The organism is Collinsella sp. CLA-ER-H2 (genome assembly GCF_040092405.1).
GTDB lineage: Bacteria > Actinomycetota > Coriobacteriia > Coriobacteriales > Coriobacteriaceae > Collinsella.
This window is the reverse complement of sequence record NZ_JBBNLO010000034.1, coordinates 1-18474: the sequence shown is the minus strand read 5'-3', so window position 1 is coordinate 18474 and position 18474 is coordinate 1. Positions and strand designations below refer to the sequence as shown.

The window sequence follows — 18474 nt, the reverse complement described above, 5'->3', positions numbered from 1 at the left end:
GCGTCAGCAGGTCAGTGGGTCATCGTCCCGGCATTCAGCATCAGGGTAGCGCTGCGACGCGGAAATCGCGCGCCGTTGCCGCGCCCCGCAGTGCCCGCTTCCCCCGAGAACAATTATCAGTGCAGGTCACTGACTTGTGCTTTGTCGGTGTGGTCCGGGATTCGGTAAAAGTCTACTCACTTAGTTTTGCGTGTCCGCAACGAGACCCCAGCCGGGGTGATTCCACCGCAAATTAGCTGCTCCCATCGCCGCAATTAGGCGCCGTACGGATTCCGGTCCCTCTCTATGCGTTGGCGGATGCGGCGGTACTCGATAATCAGCAGCACCAGGAGTAGGGCCATGATGGCTAGGTAGCTCACCACGGCGCCCATCAGACCCAGCAGCTTAATCAGGATCACCGGCAGCACCACGCTTACGGCGAAGCAGATCAGGTAGATCTTGGTGACGTCGCCAGCGTGGCGCAATACCGTGATGATGGCGTAGATAAAATCGATGGCCGCGGTGACGCCGCCGGCGACGACCATCAGCAGCGCCAGCGTACGGTAGCGCTCAAAGCTGAGACCGTACATAAAGCTCATGAGGGGAATACCGGGACCTGCCATAAATGCGGCGCACACGCCGGTGATGACCACGATCAGCGCCATAACGGCAACAATAATCAGGTCAAAGCGACGACGCTTGCGAGGATTAGCCCAAATGCTCGACAAGCGCAGGAGCTGCGGTTTATAGACAAATCCAATGCTCAACAGAATAGCCTGAGCTGGAAAAAACAGGGCATTAAAGTACAGCTGGTATTTGTAGGCTAGTGTTCCTTCCATCACAAACTTGGGCATGCTCTCGATAAGGTTGAACAGGAATAGCGCGCCAAAGAGTGGGGCGCACTGGACAAACAGGTGGCCGACCTCGCGCAGGCTTACGCGGCGCGATTTTTCGGTCTCGAGCAGGGCGAGCGGCGCGGTGACCAGCACGAGCGAGGCGATCGCGGCGATGCCCATGGCAATGGCCGCGATGGGCATGCTACGCGTGAAGAACAGCGCCACGCTGAAGACCGCGATGACGCCGACGGAGCGTAGCGTTTGGCTCATGCCAGCCAGGTAGAGCTTGTCGGCCTGCTGCAGGCGGCCTTCGTACACGTCGGCGACGCCGTCGATGACCTTATACAGGTAGACGCCCAGGCCGATCGTCGCCATCTGCGCGTCATAGCCGCGGGCGCTGCTATACATGAGGCCGCAGCCTAGGGCGAGCGCTCCGCAGATCCAACGATTGAGCTGGTAGGAGGCGAAGGACGTCTTTTCGTCGATGTCCGAGACCTGGAAATTGCGCACGCCGTAGTTGCACGCGATCATGATGAGCGTGCCGGTGACAAAGGCGATGGAGAATTTGCCAGCCTCCTCGGCGCCCGCGAGCTGTGTGGACACGATGGTGAGCAACGGAAACGCCATGCCCCACACGGCGGTGCCCAGGGTATTCCAAAGGTAGTCGCGACGGGTGGCGTGATCTTCGTACTCGGCTTCTTGCGTGGAGAAGCCGCCGCCGTAGACGGCTCCGAGCAGGCGGTTCCACCAGGCATTGACCATGCGGTGGATGGGGCCGGGCTGGCGATTGCGCTCGCGGCGACGGCGTGTGGCCTGGCTGCTGTCGGGACCGCCGGCGTTACGCTGGCTTAGCTCTTGGATTCGTGCGAGCTCCTCGGCGGTGTGCGATGCGGGGAACAGGCCGTTCTCGATGCGTCCGCCCTGCCCGTGCGCCCCGTCCGATACGGTGGGGTCGGCGACGCCATTGCGGCGGGCGATGGCGCGGCGAATGCTATCGATGGGCGTGATGCTCAAAGCGGAGTCCTTTCTATTGCTGCGCTCTAGTATAGACGCGACGGTGTTCGTTCGTGTTTTTGAACAGGTTGTTCGATAATTTCGGCGGCGCCATTCAGTAGACGGCATTTGGGGACGTTCCTTATGTGCCGGCACTTTGGGAACGTCCCTAAGTGCCGGCATCCGGGGTCGCTCCTTGGTTGTTGCCTGTTCAAGAGTGTCCCTAACGACTAGGCCGCTTGCGTGCGATTTTTGACCGTTGGGCGGGCGCTTCGCCGTTGCCGCAAAAACGTTTTTGCATATCGGGTACAACGGGCTTTACGTGAGTAAAGTGCGCGCCTCGTCCACGTGTCGCGCTTTTAAAGGAGGCCCCATGCCAGGTGTTACCCCTGCAGAAGTTCTGTCCAACTTTGGCATTACGCTGGTCGAAGATCCTGCCGAGAACCAGCCCCGCCTGCTGGTCGACCTGCCGGCAGCCGAGCTCGTCGAGCACGCCATCCGTCGCAACGAAGGTCGTATGGCCTCCAACGGCGCGCTGGTGATCGAGACGGGGGAGCGCACTGGCCGCTCGCCTAATGACCGCTTTATCGTTGACACCCCCGATGTTCACGACAAGATTGCCTGGGGTGCCGTCAACCGCCCGCTGTCTGTCGAGAGCTACGAGGCCATCAAGGCCGGCATCGTCGACTATCTCAACGAGCGCGACGTGTTCGTCACTCGCGGTATGGCCGGTGCCGACCGCAACCATACGCGTCGTCTGCTTGTCGCCTGCGAGCGTGCCAGCCAGGCGCTCTTTATTAAGCAGATGCTCGCCCGCCCGCTTGCCCGTGAAATCGCACGCACCGGCGAGCCGGACTTCTGCGTGCTCGCCGCGCCGGGCTACCAGTGCGATCCCGCCATCAAGGGCCTCAACTCCAGCGCCGCCGTGGTCATTAACTTCCAGGAGCGCGTGATTCTGGTCGCCGGCACCGGCTACTCCGGCGAGATCAAAAAGTCCATTTTCAGCGTCATGAATTACCTGCTGCCCGTCGAGGACGACGTGCTGCCCATGCATTGCTCGGCCAGTATGGACCCCGTCACGCATGAGACCGCCGTGTTCTTTGGCCTCTCCGGCACCGGCAAGACCACGCTTTCGGCCAACCCCACGCGCCTGCTGATCGGCGACGACGAACACGGTTGGTCCGACATGGGCATCTTCAACATCGAGGGTGGCTGCTACGCCAAATGCGAGGGCCTGGACGCGTTCCACGAGCCTGAGATCTTCAACGCCGTCCGCTTTGGCGCGATCTGCGAAAACGTGGTGCTCGACGAGAACCGCAAGCCCAACTACGACGACATCTCGATCACGCACAACACGCGCGTGGCATACCCTGTGGAGCACATTCCCAACGCGTGGACCAAGGGCATGGGCACCACTCCAAGCGTCGTGCTCTTCCTGACCTGCGATGCCTTTGGCGTGCTGCCGCCCATCTCGCGCCTGACGGCCGACTCCGCCATGTATCACTTTGTGACGGGCTTTACGGCCAAGATCCCCGGCACCGAGGTCGGCGTCACCGAGCCCACGCCCACGTTCTCTTCGCTGTTTGGCGAGCCGTTTATGCCGCTCGACCCCATGGTCTATGCCAAGATGCTCGGTGAGCGCATCGCCGACGGCCGCACGCGTGTGTACCTGGTCAACACCGGCTGGATCGGCGGCGGCTACGGCGTGGGTCATCGCATCGAGCTTGCCTACACGCGCGCCCTGGTGGCCCGCGCCCTCGACGGTACCATCGAGGACAGCGAGTTCGTGCACGACGACATCTTTAACGTCGACATTCCCACCACGTGCCACGGCGTACCCGACGGCATCCTGGTGCCGCGCCAGTATTGGCAGAGCACCGCTCGCTACGACGAGGCCGCGCACAACTTGGCCGTGATGTTCGAGGAGAACTTCGAGAAGAAGTACTCGCACCTGCCCGAATCCGTCAAGGCCGCCGGTCCGCATGCTCAGGTGCACGCCGACGCCCGTCATCGCGGCCACGGCCTGCTGGGACTTCGCCACTAGCGTCGCCTCAGACCCAAAACCACCATAAAGGGGACAGGCACCTTTGTGGTGGTTTTACTCGCGCGGATGACTCGGGTTACAATACGCCTGACATATCGCTCCCTTCTCCGGATGGGGGCAGCGTAAGCGCTCTTGTGGCGGCACCGTAGGACTTTGAAGGTGGCCGTCGTAAGGGCGCTTTTTGTTTAGGCACCCGGGCTCGGGCGCATGCTATGAAGGGAGAGCACATGAAGAGCTTTATTGCCGAGGATTCGTTTTGGGAGCTGTTTCCGCAGGCGGCTGTCGGTGTTGTGGTCGTAAAGGGCATGAAGCCCGCGGCTCAGATTCCTCAAGAGGACGTGGACGCGATTGCGGCGTTGCTCGACCGCGCCAATATCGACGCGGAGCGTCATCTGACCAGCGATACTATCAGCGAGAACGCACCGGTCAAGGCATGGCGCGAGGCTTATCGGCTGTTCAAGACCAAAAAGGGCGCGCGTTGCTCAATTGAGAGCCTGCTCAAGCGCGTGCTCAAGGGCAAACCGGTGGACCACATTACGCCCGCGGTGGACATCTACAACACGGTGTCGCTGACCTACGCGCTGCCCGTTGGCGGCGAGGACCTGCATGCGATTGAGGGGGATCTTCGCTTGAAGGTGACTGACGGCGGCGATGCGTTCCTGCCACTTGGCGAGGAAACGGATGACCCGACGCTGCCCGGCGAGCTCGCCTACATCGATGATGCGGGCGCCGTATGCCGCTGCTGGAACTGGCGCGATGGCGTTCGCACGGCGCTGTCCGACGATTCGGCCGATGCATTCCTGGCGATTGAGTGCGTGGAGCCCGAGCGGATGGGGGATTGCCAGGCTGCCGTTGATCGTCTCGCCGAGTTGCTCGAGCGCTATCTGGGAGCGACGGTTGTCGTTAAGACGCTTGTGACCCGCGACAATCCCTGCGTGGAACTGTAGCGACGCCTGCGGATCATGTTCGCCGGTCAAAACCACTACAAAGGTGCCTGTCCCCTTTGTGGTGGTTTTTATGTTGATGGGTTAACAAATGGGATATTTGGGTATGGGTGTTGCCTCGTGCGGCTAAGATGTTTACCCGTTAGCATCATGTAAGCGAAAGGCGGTCGTCTCCCATGCAGCAGAACGACGAGACACGTTTCGAGGACTTTGTCGGACTGATCAGCGGGCTCTACAAGGAGATCCAGCGCATTAAGACATCCGAGGGCGCAAGGCTGGGCCTCAAGGGCTCCGACGTTATGTGCCTGTACTATCTTGAGCGCAGCAAGGACGGCCTGACTGGCGCTGACCTGGCTCGCATGGCAGGCGTGACCCGTGCCGCCGTCTCGCGCACGCTCGCGCATCTGGAGGAGGGCGGCTACGTCGAGGTCGACGACTCGGGTGATGCGGCCGTTAAGTATCGTGCCCCGGTGCGCCTGACCGCTCTGGGCGGCGAGAGCATGAGCGAGGCGGACCGCATCATTCGCGAGGTGCTCGACACCACCGGTAAGGCTATGGGTGTGGAGCAGCGCGAGCAGATGTATGCGTCGCTGCGTACGATTCTCAACACCCTGAGTGAGATCTAAGGCCGCCAAGGCATTTGCTTCCCATTAAAAACTGCATCGTCCCGTTTGAGCGCGTATGCCGTGCCGGGACATTGCTGTCAAAATTCCCTGCGCGAGACCTGCGCAAGAAAGGATTCGCTATGTCCGTCCGCATTATTACCGATTCCGCCAGCGATATGTCGCCGGCGGAGCACCCGGCGCTGTCCGTCTTGCCGCTGTCCGTTACCTTTGGCACCGATGTGTATATGGATGGCGTCGACATCGATCACCAGCGCTTTTACGAGATGCTCGTGGAGCGCGACGAGCTGCCCAAGACCGGTCAGGTCAACCCGTACGCCTTTTCGCAGGCGATTGCCGAAGCACGTGAGGCCGGCGACGAGGCGGTGATTATTACCGTGGGTGCCAAACTTTCGGGGACCAATCAGAGCGCCCGTACCGCACTTGCCGAGGCGCCGGGCGGCGACGTGTATGTGGTTGATAGCAATAACGTTACCCTGGGTGAGCGCGTGCTGGTCGAGTATGCCCTGCGCCTAGTGGACGAGGGCCAGGGCGCGGCCCAGATCGCGGCGGCTGTCGAGGCCGTCCGTGACCGCGTGGTGGTTATTGGTCTGCTCGAGACGCTGGAGTACCTGGTGCGCGGCGGTCGCCTGTCTGCTGCTGCCGGTGCCGTGGGTACGCTGCTCAACGTAAAGCCTGTTGTGGCTGCCGAGGACGGTCTGATCGTGCAGCTGGGCAAGGCGCGCGGTTCCAAGAACGGACGTAACCTGCTCAACCAGAAGGTCGAAAAGGCAGGCGGCATCGACTTTTCCATGCCGCTGGCGCTCGGCTATACGGGCCTTTCGGATGCGGTGCTCAAGAAGTATATCGAGGACAGCGCGGCACTGTGGGCTGGCCACACCGAGGGCGAACTGCCCGTTCACACCATCGGTGCCACCATCGGCACCCATGTAGGCCCCGGCGCCGTAGCCGTGGCCTTCTTCCAGCCCGTTAACTAGCCCACCTGCCAAAACCACCACAAAGGGGACAGGCGCCTTTGTGGTGGTTTATGCTATTCCGGGTGGAAAGGAGCGAGCAATGGCGTCTGAGGGTTTTTTGAGCGGGTGTACGAGGTGGTCGAGCAGATTCCCGAGGGGATGGTCGCCACGTATGGTCAGGTGGCGCTGCTTGCTGGACGTCCACGAAGTGCGCGGTACGTGGGGTATGCCCTGCATGGCAATCCGCGCCCCGGCGAGATTCCCTGTCACCGCGTGGTGTTTGCCGATGGCCGCATATGCGATGGTTTTGCTTTTGGCGGTCCCGATGCTCAACGTGAGCTTTTGCTAGGGGAGGGTGTGGCGTTTAAGGACGACATGCACGTCGACTTGGCCGCCTGTCGCTGGCCTGCAGGGCTCTAGCGGCTCTGCCGTGGCTTAAACCACCACAAAGGTGCCTATCCCCTTTGTGGTGGTTTTGGCAGGTTTACCGAGGTTAACTTATGGAGAAGGTATGGCGGCGCGGTTTGTCGCAGCAAAGTAAACCACGGTGAACTATATTGTTTTCAGCAACGGAGCAGGCAATAGGCGATGAAAAAGCCTGCCCTGTTGAGTTTGATTCGCATTCCTCCCCTCTGTGCGATTCAACGGTGTACTTCGGGAACAGGCCCGCTGGCAACTATCTGCCAGCGGGCCTGTTCCTGTTTCGGTGAGGATTCAGCCTCACCGTCTATGTTGTGCGAAGGCGCTTTGCCTAGTACACCATGCCCATGGCGTCCTGAACCTCGGCCAGGGTCTGCTCGGCAATCTCGTTGGCGCGACGGTTGCCCTCGTGCAGCACGTCCTTCACATAGTCCAGATCGTTCTCATAGCGCTGACGACGCTCGCGGATCGGCGCGAAGTACTCGTTGACGGCCTCGGTCACGTACTTCTTGAGCTGGCCGGAGCCGCCCATGCCAATCTCCTCGGCAATCTCGACCTCGGAACGGCCGGTGCAGATGGCGGCGGTTGAAAGCAGGCCGGACACGCCGGGGCGATTCTCGGAATCGAACGTGATCATGCGCTCGGAGTCGGTCTGGCTCTTCTTGATGCGCTTGGCCGTCTCCTCGGCGGTCATCGAGATGTTGATGGCGTTGCCGTAGCTCTTGCTCATCTTGCGCCCGTCCAGGCCGGGCAGCAGCGGGGTCTCGGACAGCAGCGCGTCGACCTCGGGGAACACCTTGCCGTAACGGTTGTTAAAGCGGCGGGCGATGGTGCGGGTGAGCTCGATGTGCGGCAGCTGGTCGCGACCGACGGGCACCACATTGCCCTTGCAGAATAGGATGTCGCAGGCCTGGTGCACCGGGTAGGTGAGCAGAAGGCCGGTGAGCTCGTGGCCCGAGGCCTCCATCTCGGCCTTGACCGTGGGGTTGCGCGCCAGCTCGGCCTCGGAGACCAGCGACAGGAACGGCAACATGAGCTGGTTTGCGGCGGGTACGGCGGAGTGCGCGTAGATCATGGTCTTGTCGGGGTCGATGCCGCAGGCAAGGTAGTCCATGACCATGTTGTACACGTTGTCCTGGATGTGCTCGGTCGTATCGCGGTCAGTGATGACTTGGTAGTCGGCGATGAGCACGTTGGTCTTGGCGCCCATGTTCTGCAGCTCAACACGGCCCTTGAGGGTGCCGAAGTAGTGACCCAGGTGCAGACGGCCGGTGGGGCGGTCGCCGGTGAGCATGGTGAACTTCTCGGGCGTTTTGGCCAGGCCCTCGCGAATGGCGTTGCTCTTTTGCAGCGCGACTTCGTAGCTGTTCTCGTTTGGCATGATTGCTCCTAACGTATGTTCATGGGTCAAGATGATAACGCGTTTATTGGAGGGTCGGGGCGTAAGTACGCGAGGGGCGGGAGAGCGGCGGCATGTGCGATGGGTGCGGCGTGGCTGCACGTTTGGCCGGCGGCGTCTGGACGCATCCTCGGCAGCTTACCCTAGAGCTTGTGGTGGCGCTCTTCCTTACGTTCCTCGGCTGCCTGCTCCTCCTGCTTAAAGGCGGGATCGTCGGGGGTGACGAGCTCGTCCTCGTGCGTGCGCTTGTTGTAATGGTGGCGCAGCACGGGCTCAAACAGATGTAGATGCTTGGCAAAGGCCGCCGAGCCAATGGCGAGCACGGTAAAGATGAGCACGCGCATGGGCACCTCGACCTGGTTGATCGCGGCGGCGCCGGCCGAAAGCATGATGCACCAGGCATAGATGAGCAGTACAGCCTGTTTTTGGTTGTAGCCTTCTTGGATCAGGCGGTGGTGGATGTGGCCCTTGTCGGCCTGCCCGATGCTAATGTGGGCGCGCTTGCGGCGCACGATGGCGCTAAACGTGTCGATGATGGGCACGCCGGCAACGATGAGCGGGATGATAAGCGAGGTGAGTGCGGCGGTGCGGCTCACGTTGAGCAGCGAGATGGAGCCCAGTGCAAAGCCCAGAAGCAACGACCCCGAGTCGCCCAAGAAGATGCTTGCGGGGTTGAAGTTGTAGCGCAAAAAGGCCAGACAGGCGCCAAAGAGCGCAATGGAGAGCGCAGCGGCGTCGATACGGCCCGAGAGAACGGCCATCGAAAACATGGTGAACGAGGCGATGCCGCAGATGCCCGTGGCCAAGCCGTCGAGGCCGTCGATGAGGTTAATGATGTTGGTGAATGCCACCAGATAGATCACGGTGATGGGGTAGGCGAGCCATCCGAGCATGATCTCGCCGGGGGCAAACGGGTTGACGATGACGCCGATCCGCAGGCCGCCGATACAGGCGATAAGCGCGGCGAGGACCTGTCCGGCTAGCTTTTGCTTGGGCTTGAGCTGGAAGACGTCGTCGATAGCGCCGGTCGCAAAGATGACGGTAAAAGAAAGCGCAAGTATGGGGTAGCTGATGTGCAGACGGGGGTGGGGCACCAAAACGGGCGGCCAACCCAGGTACCAGGTGCCTAGGATTTGCACAATACAGGCAACGACCAGGCCCAAAAACACCGCCGTTCCGCCCAAACGCGGGATGGGCTTGGTGTTGATGCGGCGCTTAGAAGGATAGTCGACGGCGTCGAGCTTAATTGCCAGGCGCTTGACCAGGGGCACCGTGAGGAAGGTCGTGATAAAGGCCGCCGCTGCCACGCATAGATACGGTATGTAGCTCGGGGATGAAGCCATGAATCTAAAAACCGCCAAGCGTCGAAGGAAAAGGTCAAAGGTTGCTAAGCGCAAAGGGCATAGCCGAACCATAATACTCGACCAAGGGGGGTGCATGTAATTGCACGCAGCGATAATCACGCGCTTACCAGATATTGGGATGTTGTCGATGGCTTGTCGGGATGCCGGCGGGAATCCATATGGACTGTAATGGTGATTTTCGGCAAAAGAAAACCACCCCCCACGTTACGAAAATGAACCCACCTAAAACAGGTGGGTGCCCTCATCGACTGTTCCAGCGTCCTTAACAACGAAGGATACCTGTACTAGGTACGACTGTGTGGGCTCCCTAAATAAACGCGACGGTTCACCCAGTTGCTCCGCGGGGGGCGGAATACCTACATCATAAAGCGGCACTTTGTGGATTCCAGTCTTGACATTACAAAAATCGTGTCGGACGATTACGGCGCCTTAGGGACGGAGCCGTCTACGCGGCCTGGCCCTTTACGTTTGAGCTGCTGAATCGTTGTTTTGGAGCATGTTTTTATGCCGACGTCGTTGACCGAACTTTTTTCGCCCGCCTGCCATTTGTGTCCGCGCCGTTGCGGTGCGGCGCGCGATGAGGGCGCGCACGGCGTCTGCGGTGCTAACGACACGCTCAAGGTGGCCCGCGCCGCGCTTCATATGTGGGAGGAGCCGCCTATCTCGGGCGAGGCCGGTTCGGGCACGATCTTCTTTAGCGGCTGCTCGCTCAAATGTATCTACTGCCAGAACCACGAGATCTCGACCGGCAATTTTGGCCTTGAGATTTCGCCTGAGCGCCTGGTCGAGATTATGCTGGAACTGCAGGACCAGGGTGCCAACAACATCAATTTGGTGACGGCGACGCACTATGCGCACCTGTTGCCTGCCGCGATTGCCGCGGCACGGGCGCGCGGACTGGTTATCCCAATCGTCTACAACACGAGTGGTTACGAGCGCGCGAGTGCCGTGGCGGCGCTGGGCGACCTGGTCGATGTGTGGCTCACCGACTTTAAATATGCCGATGCCGGGCTTGCGCAGTCGCTCTCCCATATAAAGGATTACCCGCGTGTGGCCGTGTCGGGTCTGGCCCAGATGGCGCGCGAGATCGAGCGCCGCGGGGGAGAGTTGGTGGACGAGGACGGGCTTATGAAGCGTGGCATGATCGTGCGTCACCTGGTGCTTCCGGGGCATGCAGACGATTCGTGTCGCGTGCTGGACCTGGTGTGGCAGACGGTGGGCGACGTGCCGATCTCGGTTATGAACCAGTACACGCCCAATGCGCTCATGCGCGAGCAGGGCGGCGACCTGGCACGCGCCGTGACGCGTGAGGAGTACGAGCAGGTGCTCGACCATGCCGACGACCTGGGTTTTACGACGATGTTCTGGCAAGAGGGCGGCGCGGTAGACGAGAGCTTCACCCCGGCCTTCGACACCACCGGTGTTCTTACCAGCGCAAAGTAGCGCGTTCGTCGATGATTTTTCTGGGACGGGGATAAAAAATCATCGAGAGGATCGCCTGTTCGAAAAGTTGCCAAAATAGCCGCGCCCCAAAAAGACTGGTTATTGGGCGTTGACAGTTGGCGAGCCGTAGGTAAAATATCGACTTGTCCTGGGGACGTAGCTCAGTTGGGAGAGCGCTGCCGTCGCATGGCAGAGGCCGAGGGTTCGACTCCCTTCGTCTCCACCCTTGGATTTGATAAGCCGCTGACATTGTGTCGGCGGCTTTTTTTAAAAGAAAGGGCTATACCATGGCCGAGCTTGAGTCCCAACCATTGTCCGACGAGGAGCGCGCTGAGTTGGAAGAGCTCCGCGCTGAGAAGGCCCGCCGCGAGGCTCGGGAAGAGGCCCGTCGCGAGCGTGAGGAGCTGGCTGCCCTGCGCGCCGAGCGTGCGAAGGCCGAGGAGGTCGCCTCGAACGCCGCATCCGAGCGCAAGCCCGCGCCCGCACCCAAGCCCGCTGCTGCGAAGCCTGCACCTGCCGCGCCCAAACCTCAGCCTAAAAAGGCCGCTCGTCCCAAGTCCGTCGAGCCCAAGCCGAGCCGTGACGAGATGACCTTTGCCCAGCGCATGGTTGCCTCCAAGGAACCTACGGGCGAGAACGAGATCCCTGGCATGGCGCCGGCTCAAAAAATCATCATTGTCCTTGCCCTCATCGCGTTTGTCATCTTTATGGGCTACACGATCCTGACCAGCATGGGCCTGCTCTAACCGATTTGCATCGGGCGTCATGTCCGCATGCTCTGCTCTCGTCCAACCCTCAAATTCTGCACCACACATCTGAAAGGTCGCCCCATGGCTTTGACCGACATCTCGCATCCCACCGACATTGCAATGCTCACCGATCTGTACGAGCTCACTATGGCCCAGGGCCTGTGGGAGAGCGGCAAGGCCAATGAGCAGGGTTGCTTTACCGCGTTTTACCGCGACCATCCCTTTGGCAGCGCCTATGCCGTCATGTGCGGCACCGCCGAACTGCCCGAGCTGGTCGAGAACCTGCGCTTTACGCCCGAGGATATCGACTACCTCGCATCGCTTGAGGCCCCGGCCGGCGGCGCGATGTTCAAGTCCGCATTCCTCGACTACCTGCGCGATTTTCGTGCGCATGTAAATATCGACGCCGTCCCCGAGGGCGAGCTCGTCTTTCCGCGCGAGCCCATGGTGCGCGTCACCGGTCCTGCGCTCGAGTGCCAGCTGCTTGAGACGGCGCTGCTCAACATCGTCGGGTTTCAGACGCTTGTCGCCACCAAGACGGCGCGCGTGGTGTTGGCGGCCGACGGTCGCCCCGTGGCGGAGTTTGGCCTGCGCCGAGCCCAGGGTCCCGATGGCGGCCTGGCCGTTGCGCGCGCGAGCTACGTTGCCGGCTGCTCCTCTACGTCCAATGTGCTCGCCGGCCGCCGCTACGGTATTCCCGTCTTTGGCACGCATGCGCACAGCTGGGTGATGAGCTTCGATTCCGAGCTCGAGGCCTTCCGCGCCTTTGCCAAGTCGAGCCCCAAGAACTGCACGCTGCTCATCGACACCTACGATGTGCGCGAGGGCTGCGAGCATGCCATTACGGTTGCCAAGGAGATGGAGGCGGCGGGCGAGCGCCTGTCGGCTATTCGCATTGACTCGGGCGACCTCGCCAAGCTCTCCAAGTATGTCCGCGGTCGTTTCGATGCCGAGGGCCTGCCCTATGTGGGGATCTCGGTTTCGAACGATCTTGACGAGTATACGATTCAGTCGCTGCTCGACCAGGGCGCGCCCATCGACAGCTTTGGCGTGGGTACCAAGCTCGCGACCTGCTATGACCAGCCGGCGCTGGGCGGCGTGTACAAGCTTTCCGCCCGCCGTGCGAGCGAGGCAGATCCATGGACGCCGGTGGTCAAGCTCTCCGAGCAGCCCTACAAGCGCACGATCCCGGGCGTGCAGCGTGTGCGCCGCTATTACGACGGCTTTGGCGGCCCGGTCTGCGACATGATCTACGACGAGGACCATCTGGCTGGGGAGGGCGCCGCGCGCGGCAATACCCTTGTGGCCGTGAATGATGCCGCCCTGGTGACCGACGTGTCCGAACTTGAGTATCGCGAGCTGCTGGTGCCGATCGTGCGCGACGGCAGTGCGGTGGCTCCGCGTGAGAGCATCCAGGACGCGCGCGAGCGCTGTGTTTGGGCGCTTGATCATCTGGACGCAGCTTTCAAGCGCTTCCTGTACCCGCAGACTTATGTGGTGGGCATGGAGCAGGGCCTGGCACAGGTGCGCGACGAACTCGTGCGCAAGAATATGGCCGCGGCTTCTGCCTTCCCCTGGGCTCACTAATTCCTTGGGCGGTAGGGGCGAGTCACGCTCCCTTGGCCGCCAGCTTGGCCGTTCGCTGAACAGTTGATTGGTTTGACGTATGACGACTTCTTATAAAACGATGGTGGTAAAGATCGGTTCGTCCACGGTGGTGGGCGCCGACGGCAAGGTCAACCGCTCCTTTATCGGCGGGCTTGCCGATCAGGCCGCAGCCCTGCGCAAGCTCGGCTGGCGCCTGGTCGTGGTGAGCTCGGGCGCTATCGCCTGCGGCTATCCCGTGCTGGGCTTCGGCCGCAAGCCGGTCGGCGACCTGCCGAGCCTGCAGGCCTGCGCCTCGGCTGGTCAGTGCATCATCTCGTCGGCCTACGACGAGGAGTTCCATGCGCGCGATCTGCTCACCTCGCTCGTGCTGCTCACGCGCCACGACACGGCGCGCCGCACGTCCTACCTGCACGCGCGCGACGCCCTGCTGCGCCTGGTGGAGCTGGGCGTGGTGCCAGTCGTCAACGAGAACGATACCGTCACCGTCGACGAGATCAAGTTTGGCGACAACGACACGCTGGCGGCGCTTGTGAGCTGCCTGGTTTCTGCCGATCTGTGCGTGACGCTCTCGGACATCGATGGCCTCTATACCGCCAATCCGCACGAGGACCCCACGGCCGAGTTTGTTCCTGTCGTGCATAAGATCGATGCCAAGATTATTGCCTCGGCGGGCGATTCTTCCACATCGGTGGGCACGGGCGGCATGATTACCAAGATCCGCGCGAGCCGCATCCTGATGACGGCGGGCATTCAGAGCGTGATTTGCTCGGGCGAGGAGCCCGATGCGCTCGTGCGCCTCGCCCGCGGCGAGAGCGTGGGCACGCTGTTCGATCCGCCGGCGGAGCGTCTGGACATCGCGCCCCGCAAGCTGTGGATCGCGCTGGGCGACAAGGCACATGGGTCGGTGACGGTTGATGATGGTGCTGCGAAGGCGCTGGTTAGCCGTGGCTCTTCCTTGCTTGCGGTGGGTATTCGCGAGGTCGATGGCCAGTTTGCCGAGGGCGATGTGCTCGATGTGTGCGATCCGAGCGGTATGGTCGTCGCCCGCGGTATCGCCGAGGCCGATTCGGACGTGCTGGAGCTTGCTGCCGGCCGCCGCCAGGACCAGATCGCCAGCAACCGCCTGCTCGCTAACTTGGCCGAGAAGCCGGCGATACACAGGGATAATTTAATCGTCTTCGCCTAACCAATTGACGCTGCAAACGCCCCTAAGCGGCAATCTGACGTTCAATCGTCGGGCATGACCAAAAGGTCAATGCCCTCCTCTTTCACGTCACCTTGCTCGCTTAGGGGCGTTTTCGCTTTCCGTCCTCTTCCTGCAATGTTGCTGTTCTCGGCACTTGGGGACGTTCCTTTTGTGCCGGCAGGTGGGGACACTCCTTTGTTAGAAGATCCGGCGCAGGTCTCCGCGGTTGAGTGCTTCGTCGAAGAGGTGCTTGAACACCACGCCGCCGTGCAGGCCGTCGTGCTCGAACTCGTTGGTCACCCAGGCATGCGAGTTGCCCACGCGGCTGAGCGTATCGAGCTGCAGGCCCGAATCCACGTACATGTCGTCGAAATACACCGCGGCCTGGAGCGGAACTTCGTTGCAGGCCAGGCGCTGCGGGTCGTAGATCTTGTCCCAGCTGGTGTCTTCCATCAGCAGGTCCATGGCGGGCTTAAACGGCTTAAGCTCGGGCATCTGCTCAAACATCCACGGGAACATGGCCTCGCCGGTAAACATGAGCGGGCGTGCGAGCGTGTCGAACTCGGCGCGGTGCGCCTTCTCTTCAGCCGCGGCCCAGCCAATGGGCATAGTGTCGCCGTCGGCGTATATGAACTCCTGCAGCGTCCAGTACAGCGGATTCGTGCGCGTGTTGGTGCGCTCGAAGGCGCGCATCAAAAAGCTGTCGGATACCGAGGAGCCGCAGGTCAGCGTGCCGTCGCCGTCAACAAAAACGTGATCGATAATCCAATGCATGCGCTCAAAGCTCGGCTTCATGCCAAAGTCGCTGCCCATGAGCTGTAGACGCTCGACCGTCATCGGCGAGCCGTCGGGCAGCACGGGCTTCTGAGCCTCGAGCGCATCGGCCAGGGCTGCCACGCGCTCGACGTCAGCGGGATAGCGGTCATAATACTGCTGCGTCTTGGCGGCCATGCGCGGGAAGGTGTGCGCGTAGACCTCGCTTGCGCTCGCCGGTACGTGGGGGATGCCGCCGCAGGTAAAGCTCGCCGCCACGCCCTCGGGGAAGAGCGACAGGTAGCTCAGCGTCAAAAAACCGCCGTAGCTTTGGCCGAGCGTGACCCACGGCTTGCCGCCAAAGCCCACTAGGCGCAGGTACTCAAAATCGCGCACGATGGAGCTGGCGAGGTGGCGCTTGAGGAAGTCAGCCTGCGAGCGTGCGGCATCGGAGCTGGCCGCCGCCGCGCGCTCGCCCAGTGCGGCAATCGTGCGCCCGTCTACACAGCTGCTGCGCCCGGTGCCGCGCTGGTCGGGCAGGACGACGCGGAAGTGCTTGACGGCCTCCTCGATCCAGCCGTCGCTTGTGGGCGACAGCGGACGCGGGCTCTCGCCGCCGGGGCCGCCCTGCAAAAACAGGAGCAGCGGCAGATCGTCGTTGATGCGGTCGGGCGCGCAAACCACGCGGTAGAAGAGCTTGATGCTCTCGGGCGCGCCGGCGATGGGTGCCGGCATAGCGCCGAGGCGCATGGTGCTGCCGACGGCCAGGAGCATCGGCTCCAGGCCGCGCCAGTCAAGGGGGACGTCGATGCTGTGGTCCTCGACATAAAGGCCGGGGACGTGGTACGAAGTGATGGGGGCCATGTGAGTCTTCCGTTCGTTGCGGTGTTTCGGGTTGACCAATTCTACCGCCGCGGGCGAGGCCATGCGCAAATCGGCTACCATGGTTGCAAACTTCTAGGAGAAAGGGCCGTCCATGTCGGTCGATATAGCCACGTATGTCCACGATCTTGCCGTTGCCGCCAAGGCAGCGTCGGCCTCGCTTGCCACGGCGAGCGATGAGCAGCGTCAGGAGGCCGTGCGCGCCATGGCCGCAGCACTGCGCAACGGTGTCGACTCCATCGTCGCCGCTAACGAACTCGATATGTCTGCCGCGCGCGATGCGGGTACCTCGGCCGGACTGCTCGATCGCCTGCTGCTGACGCCCGAGCGCGTCGAGGGCATGGCCGCCGGCCTGGAAAAGCTCGCCGAGCTGCCCGATCCCGTGGGCCGCGTGCTCGACCACCGCGTGCTTGCAAGTGGCGTGGACCTGACCCGTGTGAGTGTGCCGCTGGGCCTGGTCGCTATGGTCTACGAGGCGCGCCCCAACGTGACGGCCGACGCCGCAGGCATCTGCATCCGTACCGGCAACGCCTGCATTCTACGCGGCGGCTCGCTGGCCTATCACTCGTGTGCCATGATCGCCGAGCTGCTGGCCGATGCGCTCGAGGCCAAGGGCTTCCCGCGCGAGGCCGTGTCGATGATCGAGTCCACCGATCGCGAGGCCACCGGCGAGCTCATGAAGCTCCGCGGTATTGTCGACGTACTCATTCCGCGCGGAGGTGCAGGCCTGATCCAGCGCTGCGTGCGCGAGTCGCTTGTGCCGGTGATCGAGACGGGCACGGGCAACTGCCACATCTACGTGCATGAATCCGCCGACTTTGATAAGGCGCTCAACATTATCGTTAATGCCAAGACCCAGCGCGTAGGCGTGTGCAATGCCGCCGAGTCGCTGCTGGTCGACCGTGCTGTGGCCGATGCGTTTTTGCCCGCGGTCGTGACCGTGCTGCATGACCACGGCGTGCTCATTCACGGCGACGAGGCCACGTGCGCCGGGTGCGCCGACGCCGGCTTTGTAGAGGGCGATGACTACGTCGCCGCGACTGAGGAGGACTGGGGTCGCGAGTACCTGGCGCTCGAGATGAGCGTGAAGGTCGTGGCAAACGAGGACCAGGCCATCGCACACATCAATCGCTACGGCACGATGCACTCCGAGGCCATCGTTGCCGAGGACACGGACGCTTGCGAGCGCTTCCTGGATGCGGTCGATGCCTCGGCCGTGTACGCCAACGCCAGCACGCGCTTCACTGACGGCGGCGAGTTTGGCCTGGGCGCCGAGATTGGCATCTCGACCCAAAAGCTCCACGCCCGTGGCCCCTTTGCCGCCGAGGCCCTCACTACCTACAAATACAAGCTCCGAGGCACCGGCCAGGTCCGCCCCTAACGACCGCGCAAGAAAAACCGCCACAAAGGTGCCTGTCCCCTTTGTGGCGGTTTTAGCTGGCGCGGGCGGTTAGGCCTGGAAGGTATCGCGATCGGGCGCGAAGGACTGCATGGCCGCGATGGTGCGGTCAAAGAGCTCGGGGAGCTCCCAGCCCAACATCTCGGCGCCCTGCGAAATCACGTCGCGCGAGCAGCCGGCGGCAAAGCGTTTGTCCTTGAACTTCTTCTTGAGCGACTTAGTCGTAAAGTCCATAACGCTCTTGCTCGGGCGCATGATGACGGCAGCGCCGATCAGGCCGGTGAGCTCATCGCAGGCAAACAGGATCTTTTCCATCTGCAGCTCGGGCTTGGGTAGTGAGGTGTTGAAGTCCGACGTGTGCGTCTGGATGGCGCGAATGAGCTCGGGAGACGCACCTTCGCCCTCAAGAATCTCGGCAGCATAGATGGTGTGGTTAATGGGGTCGTCCTCATGCTCCTCCCAATCCAGGTCGTGCAGCAGACCGACGATGCCCCAAAACTCCTCGTTCTCGGGGTCGAACTCGCGCGCAAAGTAGCGCATAGTGCCCTCGACCGTCTCGCCATGGGTGATATGGAACGGGTCCTTGTTGTGCTCATTGAGCAGTTCGAACGCGCGGTCGCGGGTGATTCCGGCGGTAAGCGGCTCTGCCATAAGAGACTCCTTGTGCTCGTGGGTATCGATAAGAATGAATACTACTAGAACAAGAAAACCACCACAAAGGTGCCTGTGAACTGCCTCCCATTTCTTGGACATCGGGAAATGGGAGGTTTTTGGAGTGGGAAGGATAAACTGGACTTTCTTTTAAGGATCCTCAAGCGTATTGCCGCTCGTATTCCACTGGAGACATGTAGCCCAGGGTGGAATGCATGCGCACCCTATTGTAATAGAGCTCTATG

General features: G+C 61.8%; 15 protein-coding genes and 1 tRNA gene. 11 read left to right on the top strand and 5 right to left on the bottom strand.

Going from position 1 to position 18474, the window contains the following annotated elements; translation table 11 throughout:
* Positions 1 to 254 precede the first annotated feature (254 nt).
* On the bottom strand, positions 255 to 1829 hold the full coding sequence (locus AAAX59_RS08755; RefSeq protein WP_349071484.1) for a lipopolysaccharide biosynthesis protein: 1575 nt from the start codon (positions 1827 to 1829) through the stop codon (positions 255 to 257).
* A 352-nt stretch (positions 1830 to 2181) separates the two neighbouring features.
* Between AAAX59_RS08755 and pckA the strand changes: the two genes are divergently transcribed.
* From pckA to AAAX59_RS08730, 5 genes are all read left to right on the top strand, one after another.
* On the top strand, positions 2182 to 3852 hold the full coding sequence (pckA, locus tag AAAX59_RS08750; protein WP_199576348.1) for a phosphoenolpyruvate carboxykinase (ATP): 1671 nt from the start codon (positions 2182 to 2184) through the stop codon (positions 3850 to 3852).
* 227 nt (positions 3853 to 4079) lie between these two features.
* Positions 4080 to 4799 carry a phenylalanine--tRNA ligase beta subunit-related protein gene (locus AAAX59_RS08745; protein ID WP_349071483.1) on the top strand — a complete coding sequence of 240 codons (720 nt, stop codon included), beginning with the start codon at positions 4080 to 4082 and terminating at the stop codon, positions 4797 to 4799.
* A gap of 173 nt (positions 4800 to 4972) precedes the next feature.
* The gene (locus tag AAAX59_RS08740) at positions 4973 to 5422 is read left to right on the top strand and encodes a MarR family transcriptional regulator (protein ID WP_349071482.1); all 450 of its coding nucleotides are present in this window, start codon (positions 4973 to 4975) and stop codon (positions 5420 to 5422) included.
* A 119-nt stretch (positions 5423 to 5541) separates the two neighbouring features.
* A complete protein-coding gene (locus AAAX59_RS08735) occupies positions 5542 to 6396 on the top strand; it encodes a DegV family protein (protein WP_117583755.1) in 855 nt (284 codons plus the stop codon).
* A gap of 138 nt (positions 6397 to 6534) precedes the next feature.
* Positions 6535 to 6795 carry an MGMT family protein gene (locus AAAX59_RS08730; RefSeq protein WP_233545455.1) on the top strand — a complete coding sequence of 87 codons (261 nt, stop codon included), beginning with the start codon at positions 6535 to 6537 and terminating at the stop codon, positions 6793 to 6795.
* 331 nt (positions 6796 to 7126) lie between these two features.
* Here AAAX59_RS08730 and trpS read toward each other — a convergent pair whose 3' ends face one another.
* Positions 7127 to 8176: a tryptophan--tRNA ligase gene (gene trpS / locus AAAX59_RS08725; protein ID WP_349071481.1), complete on the bottom strand. Its 1050-nt coding sequence runs from the start codon at positions 8174 to 8176 to the stop codon at positions 7127 to 7129.
* Between the two features lie 161 nt (positions 8177 to 8337).
* Positions 8338 to 9537 (bottom strand): MraY family glycosyltransferase, encoded by a 1200-nt coding sequence (locus tag AAAX59_RS08720; RefSeq protein WP_117637805.1) that lies wholly within the window; start codon positions 9535 to 9537, stop codon positions 8338 to 8340.
* Between the two features lie 525 nt (positions 9538 to 10062).
* On the opposite strand from AAAX59_RS08720, the gene AAAX59_RS08715 reads away from it, so the two are divergent.
* The 5 genes from AAAX59_RS08715 (at position 10063) to proB (ending at position 14544) form a co-directional block, all read left to right on the top strand.
* Positions 10063 to 11001 carry a radical SAM protein gene (locus AAAX59_RS08715; protein WP_006235472.1) on the top strand — a complete coding sequence of 313 codons (939 nt, stop codon included), beginning with the start codon at positions 10063 to 10065 and terminating at the stop codon, positions 10999 to 11001.
* Positions 11002 to 11151: 150 nt separating this feature from the next.
* Positions 11152 to 11224: transfer RNA gene (locus AAAX59_RS08710), tRNA-Ala, on the top strand.
* Positions 11225 to 11288: 64 nt separating this feature from the next.
* Positions 11289 to 11747 carry a hypothetical protein gene (locus AAAX59_RS08705; protein WP_271758564.1) on the top strand — a complete coding sequence of 153 codons (459 nt, stop codon included), beginning with the start codon at positions 11289 to 11291 and terminating at the stop codon, positions 11745 to 11747.
* Between the two features lie 84 nt (positions 11748 to 11831).
* Entirely contained in the window at positions 11832 to 13337 is a 1506-nt protein-coding gene (locus AAAX59_RS08700) for a nicotinate phosphoribosyltransferase (RefSeq protein WP_349071480.1), read from the top strand.
* A 79-nt stretch (positions 13338 to 13416) separates the two neighbouring features.
* Entirely contained in the window at positions 13417 to 14544 is a 1128-nt protein-coding gene (proB, locus tag AAAX59_RS08695) for a glutamate 5-kinase (RefSeq protein ID WP_349071479.1), read from the top strand.
* Positions 14545 to 14742: 198 nt separating this feature from the next.
* Here proB and AAAX59_RS08690 read toward each other — a convergent pair whose 3' ends face one another.
* Positions 14743 to 16161, bottom strand: a complete 1419-nt coding sequence (locus AAAX59_RS08690; RefSeq protein WP_349071478.1) for an alpha/beta fold hydrolase — start codon at positions 16159 to 16161, stop codon at positions 14743 to 14745.
* 112 nt (positions 16162 to 16273) lie between these two features.
* Between AAAX59_RS08690 and AAAX59_RS08685 the strand changes: the two genes are divergently transcribed.
* Complete coding sequence (locus tag AAAX59_RS08685; protein ID WP_349071477.1) at positions 16274 to 17560, top strand: glutamate-5-semialdehyde dehydrogenase; 1287 nt, start codon at positions 16274 to 16276, stop codon at positions 17558 to 17560.
* Between the two features lie 69 nt (positions 17561 to 17629).
* Here the strand turns inward: AAAX59_RS08685 and AAAX59_RS08680 are convergent, their stop codons facing one another.
* On the bottom strand, positions 17630 to 18229 hold the full coding sequence (locus AAAX59_RS08680; RefSeq protein WP_161145052.1) for an HD domain-containing protein: 600 nt from the start codon (positions 18227 to 18229) through the stop codon (positions 17630 to 17632).
* Positions 18230 to 18474: the final 245 nt, after the last annotated feature.